Source organism: Diaphorobacter oryzae DSM 22780 (assembly GCF_059568935.1).
Genome location: NZ_JCANUL010000021.1, coordinates 1 through 9,525, shown reverse-complemented (window position 1 = coordinate 9,525; position 9,525 = coordinate 1). Strand labels below are relative to the sequence as shown.

Genomic DNA, 9,525 nt, shown 5'->3' with positions numbered 1-9,525 from the left:
GATTACGCAATGATCTTGGCAACGACGCCGGCGCCCACGGTGCGGCCACCTTCGCGGATGGCGAAGCGCAGGCCTTCTTCCATGGCGATGGGGTTGATCAGCTTGACGGTGATCGACACGTTATCACCAGGCATCACCATTTCCTTGTCGGCCGGCAGCTCGATGGAGCCGGTCACGTCGGTGGTGCGGAAGTAGAACTGGGGGCGGTAGTTGTTGAAGAAGGGCGTGTGGCGGCCGCCTTCGTCCTTGCTCAGCACGTACACCTCAGCCGTGAAGTGGGTGTGGGGCTTGATGGAGCCGGGCTTGCACAGCACTTGGCCACGCTCGACGTCTTCGCGCTTGGTGCCGCGCAGCAGCAGACCGACGTTGTCGCCAGCCTGGCCCTGGTCCAGCAGCTTGCGGAACATTTCCACGCCCGTGCAGGTGGTCTTTTGCGTGTCGCGGATGCCGACGATTTCGATTTCTTCGCCGACCTTGATGATGCCGCGCTCGACGCGGCCGGTCACCACGGTACCGCGGCCGGAGATGGAGAACACGTCTTCCACGGGCATCAGGAAGGCGCCGTCCACGGCGCGCTCGGGCGTCGGGATGTAGGTGTCCAGTGCCTCAGCCAGGCGCAGGATGGCGGGCTCGCCCTTGTCGGACTGGTCGCCTTCCAGGGCCAGCTTGGCCGAGCCGCGGATGATGGGGGTGTCGTCGCCGGGGAAGTCGTACTTGTCCAGCAGTTCGCGCACTTCCATTTCGACGAGTTCCAGCAGTTCCTCGTCGTCCACCATGTCGCACTTGTTCAGGAACACGATGATGTAGGGCACGCCCACCTGGCGGGCCAGCAGGATGTGCTCGCGGGTCTGGGGCATCGGGCCGTCAGCGGCCGAGCACACCAGGATGGCGCCGTCCATCTGGGCGGCACCGGTGATCATGTTCTTGACGTAGTCGGCGTGGCCGGGGCAGTCCACGTGGGCGTAGTGGCGAGTGGACGTTTCGTATTCCACGTGCGAGGTGTTGATCGTGATGCCACGCGCCTTTTCTTCGGGGGCGTTGTCGATCTGGTCGTAGCCCTTGGCTTCGCCGCCGAACTTCTTGGACAGCACCGTGGCGATGGCCGCCGTCAGCGTCGTCTTGCCATGGTCCACGTGACCGATCGTGCCCACGTTCACGTGGGGCTTGGTACGCTCAAACTTACCTTTTGCCATTTTCTCGACTCCGAAAAAACCTACACCAACACGACAAATATTGATGCACCCCAGACGGAGACGCACCCTAAAATTTGGTGCCCATGGCGGGAATCGGACCCGCGACCTCTCCCTTACCAAGGGAGTGCTCTACCACTGAGCCACATGGGCAGTCGGAGCTCTTCACTCCTATCAAACGCAAACCAAAATCATGGAGCGGGAGACGGGAATCGAACCCGCGTCATTAGCTTGGAAGGCTAGGGTTCTACCATTGAACTACTCCCGCAAGACCGAGACTTGCGCAAGCGCGGTCCATCACCTTCAGCATCCACAATCTTGGTGGAGGGGACTGGATTCGAACCAGTGTAGGCGTAAGCCAACAGATTTACAGTCTGCCCCCTTTAGCCACTCGGGCACCCCTCCGAAGAATTTGCAAGTATAGCAGCATTTTCCCGGTCGCCGAAGTTTTCGCACGCCCCCGCACAAAATTCAGCCCACTTCCGAGACACATCGGCACACCAAGCCCCAATCCAGGCGTACCGGCTGCAGTAGCATTGACGTTCACGTCAACACGAATTCAGAAAGACTCTCAGAACTCATATGGCCGCCTACACCATCAGCGATCTCGCCAAGGAGTTCGATCTCACCACCCGGGCGATGCGCTTTTACGAAGACATGGGCCTGCTGCAACCCGAGCGCGCAGGACCGGGCGGGCGGAATCGCATCTACAGCGCGCGTGACCGCACGCGCCTGAAACTCACCCTGCGGGCCAAGCGCCTGGGCCTGTCACTGACCGAGGCCAAGGAAATCATCGACCTGTACGACAGCCCCCGCGACACGGGCGTGCAGCTGCGCAAGTTTCTGGAAGTGCTCGCCATTCACCGCAAGCAGCTGGAGTCCCAGATGATGGACCTGCAATCCAATCTGGACGAGGTACGCGAGCACGAGCGCGAGGCCCGGGAGCTGCTGGCGAAAATCGAGCCGCCAAATCGCAAAGTCGTGGATAATTGACGTTTACGTAAACGTCATTCCAATGCATCCCGCAGATCGGTAGTTGCACTCGCAGCATTGCAGATGTGCGGATCAGCCCACCAGCGCGGCCGAGCGGGCGCAGGGCAAAGGCGAAACGCGTGCCAACACACCCTCTTCAAGGAGACGACTCATGAGCATTGCCACCCAGTTGCCGGGCCTCAACTTCCAGTTGGGCGAGGACATCGATGCGCTGCGCGATGCCGTGCGCGAATTCGCGCAGGCCGAAATTGCGCCCCGTGCGGGCGAGATTGACCGCAGCGACCAGTTCCCCATGGATCTGTGGCGCAAGTTCGGCGATCTGGGCGTGCTGGGCATCACCGTGCCCGAGCAGTACGGCGGCGCCGACATGGGCTACCTGGCCCACATGGTGGCCATGGAGGAAATTTCGCGCGCCAGTGCTTCCGTGGGTCTGTCCTACGGTGCGCACAGCAACCTGTGCGTGAACCAGATCAACCGCAACGGCAACGACGCGCAGAAGGCCAAGTACCTGCCCAAGCTGATCAGCGGCGAGCATGTGGGCGCGCTGGCGATGAGCGAGCCCGGCGCTGGCTCCGACGTGATCAGCATGAAGCTCAAGGCCGAGGACAAGGGCGGCTACTACCTGCTCAACGGCAACAAGATGTGGATCACCAACGGCCCCGATGCCGACACGCTGGTGGTCTACGCCAAGACCGAGCCGGAACTGGGCGCGCGCGGCGTCACGGCCTTCCTGATTGAAAAAGGCATGAAGGGCTTCAGCATTGCGCAAAAGCTCGACAAGCTGGGCATGCGCGGCAGCCACACCGGCGAGCTGGTGTTCCAGAACGTGGAGGTGCCCGCCGAGAACGTGCTGGGCCAGGTCAACGGCGGCGCCAAGGTGCTGATGAGCGGCCTGGACTACGAGCGCGCCGTGCTCACCGGTGGCCCGCTGGGCATCATGCAGAGCGTGATGGACAACGTCGTGCCCTACATCCACGACCGCAAGCAGTTCGGCCAGAGCATTGGCGAGTTCCAGCTCATCCAGGGCAAGGTGGCCGACATGTACACCGTGCTGCAGGCGGGCCGCTCGTTCGCCTACACCGTGGCCAAGAACCTGGACATGCTGGGCACCGACCATGTGCGCCAGGTGCGCAAGGACTGCGCCAGCGTGATTCTGTGGACCGCCGAGAAGGCCACCTGGATGGCCGGCGAGGGCGTGCAGATCTATGGCGGCAACGGCTACATCAACGAATACCCGCTGGGCCGCCTCTGGCGGGATGCGAAACTCTACGAAATCGGCGCCGGCACCAGCGAAATCCGCCGCATGCTGATCGGCCGGGAGCTGTTTGCGGAAACCTGCTGACGCATCCGCACGGGCGCCGGTCTCTATTCATGGCAAGACGCAAAGGATTGACTTTATGACCACAACCTCCATCGACGAACTGTTCGTTCACAACCGCGAGTGGGCGGGACAGATGGAGCGAGACCGGCCCGGTTTCTTCACCGGCCTGATGGCGCAGCAAAAGCCCCGCTACATGTGGATCGGCTGCTCCGACAGCCGCGTCCCGGCCAACCAGATCACCGGGCTGGAGCCCGGCGAGGTGTTCGTGCACCGCAACGTGGCCAACGTAGTGGTGCCCAGCGACCTCAACTGCCTGTCCACCATCCAGTACGCCGTGGACCACCTCAAGGTCGAGCACCTGATGGTCGTGGGCCATTACGGCTGCGGCGGCGTGCTGGCGGCGCTGGAGGGCAAGCGCCTGGGCCTGGTGGACAACTGGACGCGCCATGTGCGCGACGTGCGCGACAAGCACTACGACCTGCTCAAGGCCATTTCCCCGCAATGGCGCCACGATGCGCTGTGCGAGCTCAACGCCGTCGAGCAGGTGGTGAACGTGGCGCAGAGCACGGTGATGCAGGACGCCTGGGCGCGCGGCCAGCAGGTGACGCTGCACGGCTGGTGCTACAGCCTGCAGAACGGCCTGATCACCAACCTGCACATGACGGTGCCGGGCATCGGTGGCCTGCATGAGGTGCACCAGGCGGCCGTGGAGCAGGTGGCCCGCCGCGAGCGGGGCTAGAGCCCGGCGCCCTGGCGTCACGAAGCGGCGAACGCCCCGCCTGGCACAGCACCAGCACGCCATGTTTCCCCAACGGTTGGACGCCCCCCAGGCCTACGACATCGCCAAGGCGATGATGGATGGCTTTAACCGCCACTACCGCCTGTTCCGCGCCGAGTCGGCGCGCGCCAAGCACCGCTTCGAGACGGCGGACTGGCATGGTCAGCAGCGCGCCCAGCGCGAGCGCATCGAGTTCTACGACCTGCGCGTCAAGGAATGCGTGCGCCGCCTCGACAAGGAGTTTGACGCTGGCGCCCAGCCGATGGACGTGTGGCACCAGGTCAAGCTGCACTACATCGGGCTCATGGTCAACCACCTGCAGCCCGAGCTGGCCGAGACCTTCTTCAACTCGGTCACCACCAAGATCCTGCACCGCACCCACTTCCACAACGACTTCATCTTCGTGCGGCCCGCGGTGAGCACGGAGTACATCGAAAGCGAAGACCCGGCCGCCCGCCCCACCTACCGCGCCTACTACCCCTCGCGCGAGAACCTGCCCGAGACCTTCACGGACATCATCGAACACTTCGCGCTGCAGCGCGAATTCGAGGACCTGCCGCGCGACGTGGCCTGCGTGGTGCAGGCCGTCCAGCAGCGCCTGGGCACGGCCAAGCTGCGCTCCAACTTCCAGATCCAGGTGCTGTCCAGCCTGTTCTTTCGCAACAAGGGCGCCTACCTGGTCGGCAAGGTGATCAACGGCTTCAACGAACTGCCCTTCGCACTGCCCATCCTGCACGGCGAGCAGGGCGGCCTGCTGATCGATGCTGCGCTGTTCGGCGAGAACGACCTGCAGATGCTGTTCAGCTTCGCGCGCGCCTACTTCATGGTGGACATGGAGATTCCCAGCGCCTACGTGCAGTTCCTGCGCAGCCTCATGCCGCGCAAGCCCCGCGCCGAGCTGTACACCGCCCTGGGCCTGGCCAAGCAGGGCAAGACGCTGTTCTACCGCGACTTCCTGCACCACCTGAAGTATTCCAGCGACCAGTTCCGCATCGCCCCCGGCATCAAGGGCATGGTGATGCTGGTGTTCGACCTGCCGAGCTTCCCCTACGTGTTCAAGCTCATCCGGGACCATTTCCCGGCCCCCAAGGACACGACGCGCGAACAGGTGCAGGCCAAGTACCTGCTGGTCAAGCAGCACGACCGCGTGGGCCGCATGGCCGACACGCTGGAGTACAGCCTGGCGGCCTTCCCGCGCGAGCGCTTCTCGGATGCGCTGATCGAAGAGATCGAGAAGCACGCGCCCAGCCAGATCGAGATCAGCGACCGCGATGGCGACGGCCGGCAGGAGGTCATCGTCCAGCACCTGTACATCGAGCGGCGCATGATCCCGCTCAACATCCACCTGCAGGAATGCCTGGACACCGGCCTGGACAAGCCCGACGCGCGCAGCGCCCTGGAGCATGCCGTGGTCGAGTACGGCAACGCCATCAAGGACCTGGTGGCCGCCAACATCTTCCCCGGCGACATGCTGTGGAAGAACTTCGGCGTCACGCGCAACGGCAAGGTCGTGTTCTACGACTATGACGAGATCGAATACCTCACGGACTGCAACTTCCGCCGCGTGCCACCGCCGCGCTGCGAGGAGGACGAACTCTCCGGCGAGGTCTGGTGGCCCGTGGGGCCCCACGACGTGTTCCCCGAGACCTTCGGCCCCTTCCTGCTGGGCAACGATGCCGTGCGCGAGGCGTTCATGCGCCACCACGCCGATCTGCTGGACGCCGACTTCTGGCAGTCGCACAAGGAGCGCATCCAGGCCGGCCATGTCTACGACGTGTTCCCTTACGACAACGAGCGGCGCTTTCGCTCCGCCCCCCTTTCATTCCAACCAACAGGAGATTCAGCATGAGCCAATACAACGACCCCGTGGTCATCGTCAGTGCGGCCCGCACGCCCATGGGCGCCTTCCAGGGCGACTTCGCCGACCTGGCCGCCCATGACCTGGGCGGCGCCGCCATTGCCGCCGCCGTGCAGCGCGCGGGCGTGAAGCCCGAGCAGGTCGACGAAGTGCTGTTCGGCAACTGCCTGATGGCGGGCCAGGGCCAGGCGCCCGCGCGCCAGGCCGGCTTCAAGGGCGGCCTGCCGCAGAGCACGGGCGCGGTCACGCTGTCCAAGATGTGCGGCGCCGGCATGGAGGCCACCATCCTGGCCCACGACCAGCTGATCGCGGGCAGCCGCGACGTGATGGTCGCCGGCGGCATGGAGAGCATGACCAACGCCCCCTACCTGCTCAAGAAGGGCCGCGGCGGCTACCGCATGGGCCACGACAAGGTGTACGACCACATGATGCTCGACGGCCTGGAGGACGCCTACGAGGCCGGCCGCTCCATGGGCACCTTCGGCGAGGACTGCGCCGCCAAGTACCACTTCACGCGCGAGCAGCAGGACGCCTTCGCCATCGCCAGCGTGCAGCGCGCCCAGGCCGCCACCACCAGCGGCGCCTTCGCCACCGAGATCACGCCCGTCACCCTCAAGACCCGCAAGGGCGAGGTGACGGTGAGCATCGACGAAGGTCCGGCCAAGGCCAAGCTGGACAAGATCGCCGGCCTCAAGCCCGCGTTCAAGAAGGACGGCACCATCACCGCCGCCTCCAGCTCCAGCATCAACGACGGCGCCGCCGCCATGGTGCTGATGCGCGAATCCACCGCCAAGCAGCTCGGCTGCAAGCCGCTGGCGCGCATCGCCGCCCATGCCACGCATTCGCAGGCGCCCGAATGGTTCACCACCGCCCCCGTGGGCGCGACCCAGAAGGCGCTGAAGAAGGCCGGCTGGGCGGTGGAAGACGTGGACCTGTGGGAAATCAACGAGGCCTTCGCCGTCGTGCCCATGGCGCTGATGGCCGAGCTGAAGGTGCCGCACGACAAGGTCAATGTGAATGGCGGCGCCTGCGCCCTGGGCCACCCCATCGGCGCCAGCGGCGCGCGCATCCTGGTCACGCTGATCCACGCGCTGCAGGCGCGCGGCAAGAAGAAGGGCCTGGCCACGCTGTGCATCGGCGGCGGCGAAGGCACGGCCATGGCCATCGAGCTGGTGTAAGCACCACGCGGGCGCTGGCGCCGCTTGCGGCCCCAGCGCTCATTTATCAATAGCTGCCGGTGCCTACCCTATAAGCGCTGGCAGCATACTTGGCTTGAAGAGCATGTCCACAGTTCTGGTGATAGGCGCCTCGCGCGGCATCGGCCTGGAGTTAGTGCGCCAGTACCGCGAGGCCGGCTGGCGCGTGCTGGCCACCGTGCGCGACGAGGAGGGCCGTGCGCGCGTGCAGGCCCTGGGCGCGCAGGCGCTGACGGTGGACGTGGCCCAGCCCGCCAGCGTCAGCGGCCTGGCCTGGATGCTCGACGGCGAAAGGCTGGACCTGGCGCTGTACGTGGCTGGCGTGATCCGCCGGCCGAACGCGCTCACGCCGCCCACGCGGGACGACTTCGACGCCGTCATGCACACCAACGTGCTCGGCGCCATGCAGGCCCTGCCGCAGGTGGCGCCGCTGGTGGCCGATGCGCACGGCGTGTTCGCCTTCGTGTCCACCGGCATGTCGCTGATCGGCAGCGTGCAGAGCAGCGGCGCCTGGCTGTACCGCACGAGCAAGGCGGCCCTCAACATGGCCGTGGCCGCGGCGCAGAACGACTACCCCCAGGCCACCCTGGTCACCATCGACCCCGGCTGGGTGCAGACCGACATGGGCGGCGCCCAGGCACCACTCACTGTGGCCGACAGCGTGCGCGGCATGCGCGAGACGCTGGCGCACCTCACGCCCGAGGACAAGGGCCGCCTGCTGCACCACGACGGCCGGCGCGCGGCGCACTGGTAGCGCGCCCCGGCCCACGACACTGAACATTGAAGAATGGAGACACGATGCTGCTGACCCCCGACCAGGAAATGATCCGCGACGCCGTGCGCGACTTCGCGCAGCGCGAGCTGTGGCCCCACGCCGCGCGCTGGGACAAGGAACACCACTTCCCGAAGGACGCGCACCAGGGCCTGGCGCAGTTGGGCGCCTATGGCATTTGCGTGCCCGAGGAGCTGGGCGGCGCCGGGCTGGACTACCTCTCGCTGGCCCTGGTGCTCGAAGAGATCGCCGCCGGCGACGGCGGCACCAGCACGGCGATCAGCGTGACCAACTGCCCGGTCAACGCCATCCTCATGCGCTACGGCAACGCGCAGCAGCAGCGCGACTGGCTCGCGCCGCTGGCGCGCGGCGAGATGCTGGGCGCGTTCTGCCTGACCGAGCCGCATGTGGGCTCCGACGCCTCGGCGCTGCGCACCACCGCCGTGAAGGATGGCGACGAGTACGTGATCAACGGCGTCAAGCAGTTCATCACCAGCGGCAAGAACGGCCAGGTGGCCATCGTCATCGCCGTCACCGACAAGGGCGCGGGCAAGAAGGGCATGAGCGCCTTCCTCGTGCCCACCAGCAACCCCGGCTATGTGGTGGCGCGGCTGGAGGACAAGCTGGGCCAGCACAGCAGCGACACGGCGCAGATCAACTTCGACAACTGCCGCATCCCAGCCGAGAACCTCATCGGCGCCGAGGGCGAGGGCTACAAGATCGCGCTCGGCGCGCTGGAGGGTGGGCGCATCGGCATCGCCGCGCAGAGCGTGGGCATGGCGCGCAGCGCGTTCGAGGCGGCGCTGGCGTACTCCAAGGAGCGCGAGAGCTTTGGCCAGCCCATCTTCCACCACCAGGCCGTGGGCTTTCGGCTGGCCGACTGCGCCACGCAGATCGAGGCCGCGCGCCAGCTCATCTGGCATGCCGCCGCGCTGCGCGATGCGGGCCGCCCCTGCCTGAAGGAGGCCGCCATGGCCAAGCTGTTCGCCAGCGAGATGGCCGAGCGCGTCTGCAGCGCCGCCATCCAGACCCTGGGCGGCTACGGCGTGGTGGGCGACTTCCCGGTCGAGCGCATCTACCGCGACGTGCGCGTGTGCCAGATCTACGAGGGCACGAGCGACGTGCAGAAGATCATCATCCAGCGCGCGCTGGCCTGAGAAAACAACTCCTGAAAAGATAGCTGCTTGCGCTTATCTGGCGGGCACTGGAGGCATTTTTCACTTAAAAGCCCTCAGCCATCCCGGCGCCGCAGCACCACGGTGATCTGGCCGTTGCTCTCCAGCGTGGCGCGCTCCACCTCGTGCAGGTGCAGGCAACCACCGGCACGCAGGGCGGCGGCTGCTACTTTTCTTGCACGACCCCTCTCATTACCCAATTTCACAAACACGGCATCAATACAAAAATAAACAATAAATTT

Annotated in this window: 9 protein-coding genes and 3 tRNA genes; 7 read left to right on the top strand and 5 right to left on the bottom strand. The window is 65.5% G+C overall.

Going from position 1 to position 9,525, the window contains the following annotated elements; all coding sequences use genetic code 11:
• Positions 1–2 precede the first annotated feature (2 nt).
• From tuf to BP68_RS18990, 4 genes are all read right to left on the bottom strand, one after another.
• Positions 3–1,193, bottom strand: coding sequence for an elongation factor Tu (gene tuf, locus BP68_RS19005; RefSeq protein ID WP_496371092.1), 1,191 nt, complete (start codon positions 1,191–1,193; stop codon positions 3–5).
• A gap of 75 nt (positions 1,194–1,268) precedes the next feature.
• Positions 1,269–1,343 (bottom strand) — tRNA-Thr (locus BP68_RS19000).
• A 41-nt stretch (positions 1,344–1,384) separates the two neighbouring features.
• Positions 1,385–1,458, bottom strand: a tRNA-Gly gene (locus tag BP68_RS18995).
• 51 nt (positions 1,459–1,509) lie between these two features.
• Positions 1,510–1,595: transfer RNA gene (locus BP68_RS18990), tRNA-Tyr, on the bottom strand.
• 177 nt (positions 1,596–1,772) lie between these two features.
• Between BP68_RS18990 and BP68_RS18985 the strand changes: the two genes are divergently transcribed.
• From BP68_RS18985 to BP68_RS18955, 7 genes are all read left to right on the top strand, one after another.
• On the top strand, positions 1,773–2,183 hold the full coding sequence (locus BP68_RS18985; RefSeq protein ID WP_496374716.1) for a MerR family transcriptional regulator: 411 nt from the start codon (positions 1,773–1,775) through the stop codon (positions 2,181–2,183).
• A gap of 151 nt (positions 2,184–2,334) precedes the next feature.
• On the top strand, positions 2,335–3,525 hold the full coding sequence (locus BP68_RS18980) for an isovaleryl-CoA dehydrogenase (protein WP_496374714.1): 1,191 nt from the start codon (positions 2,335–2,337) through the stop codon (positions 3,523–3,525).
• A 55-nt stretch (positions 3,526–3,580) separates the two neighbouring features.
• Entirely contained in the window at positions 3,581–4,243 is a 663-nt protein-coding gene (gene can / locus BP68_RS18975) for a carbonate dehydratase (RefSeq protein WP_496374712.1), read from the top strand.
• A 61-nt stretch (positions 4,244–4,304) separates the two neighbouring features.
• The gene (aceK, locus tag BP68_RS18970; protein WP_496374710.1) at positions 4,305–6,131 is read left to right on the top strand and encodes a bifunctional isocitrate dehydrogenase kinase/phosphatase; all 1,827 of its coding nucleotides are present in this window, start codon (positions 4,305–4,307) and stop codon (positions 6,129–6,131) included.
• The gene (locus BP68_RS18965) at positions 6,128–7,318 is read left to right on the top strand and encodes an acetyl-CoA C-acyltransferase (protein WP_496374708.1); all 1,191 of its coding nucleotides are present in this window, start codon (positions 6,128–6,130) and stop codon (positions 7,316–7,318) included. Before aceK ends, BP68_RS18965 begins: the two co-directional genes overlap by 4 nt.
• 103 nt (positions 7,319–7,421) lie before the next feature.
• Positions 7,422–8,090 (top strand): SDR family oxidoreductase, encoded by a 669-nt coding sequence (locus tag BP68_RS18960; RefSeq protein ID WP_496374706.1) that lies wholly within the window; start codon positions 7,422–7,424, stop codon positions 8,088–8,090.
• Between the two features lie 44 nt (positions 8,091–8,134).
• Positions 8,135–9,265, top strand: coding sequence for an acyl-CoA dehydrogenase family protein (locus tag BP68_RS18955; RefSeq protein ID WP_496374704.1), 1,131 nt, complete (start codon positions 8,135–8,137; stop codon positions 9,263–9,265).
• A 74-nt stretch (positions 9,266–9,339) separates the two neighbouring features.
• Here BP68_RS18955 and BP68_RS18950 read toward each other — a convergent pair.
• The coding region (locus tag BP68_RS18950) for a YetF domain-containing protein (RefSeq protein WP_496374702.1) at positions 9,340–9,525 on the bottom strand (186 nt) is incomplete at its 5' end.

Coding starts and splice junctions, on each gene's coding strand:
- BP68_RS18955 (WP_496374704.1), top strand. CDS start 8,135: ATGCTGCTGACCCCCGACCAGGAAATGATCCGCGACGCCGTGCGCGAC.
- BP68_RS18980 (WP_496374714.1), top strand. CDS start 2,335: ATGAGCATTGCCACCCAGTTGCCGGGCCTCAACTTCCAGTTGGGCGAG.
- BP68_RS18985 (WP_496374716.1), top strand. CDS start 1,773: ATGGCCGCCTACACCATCAGCGATCTCGCCAAGGAGTTCGATCTCACC.
- BP68_RS18965 (WP_496374708.1), top strand. CDS start 6,128: ATGAGCCAATACAACGACCCCGTGGTCATCGTCAGTGCGGCCCGCACG.
- tuf (WP_496371092.1), bottom strand. CDS start 1,193: ATGGCAAAAGGTAAGTTTGAGCGTACCAAGCCCCACGTGAACGTGGGC.
- aceK (WP_496374710.1), top strand. CDS start 4,305: ATGTTTCCCCAACGGTTGGACGCCCCCCAGGCCTACGACATCGCCAAG.
- BP68_RS18960 (WP_496374706.1), top strand. CDS start 7,422: ATGTCCACAGTTCTGGTGATAGGCGCCTCGCGCGGCATCGGCCTGGAG.
- can (WP_496374712.1), top strand. CDS start 3,581: ATGACCACAACCTCCATCGACGAACTGTTCGTTCACAACCGCGAGTGG.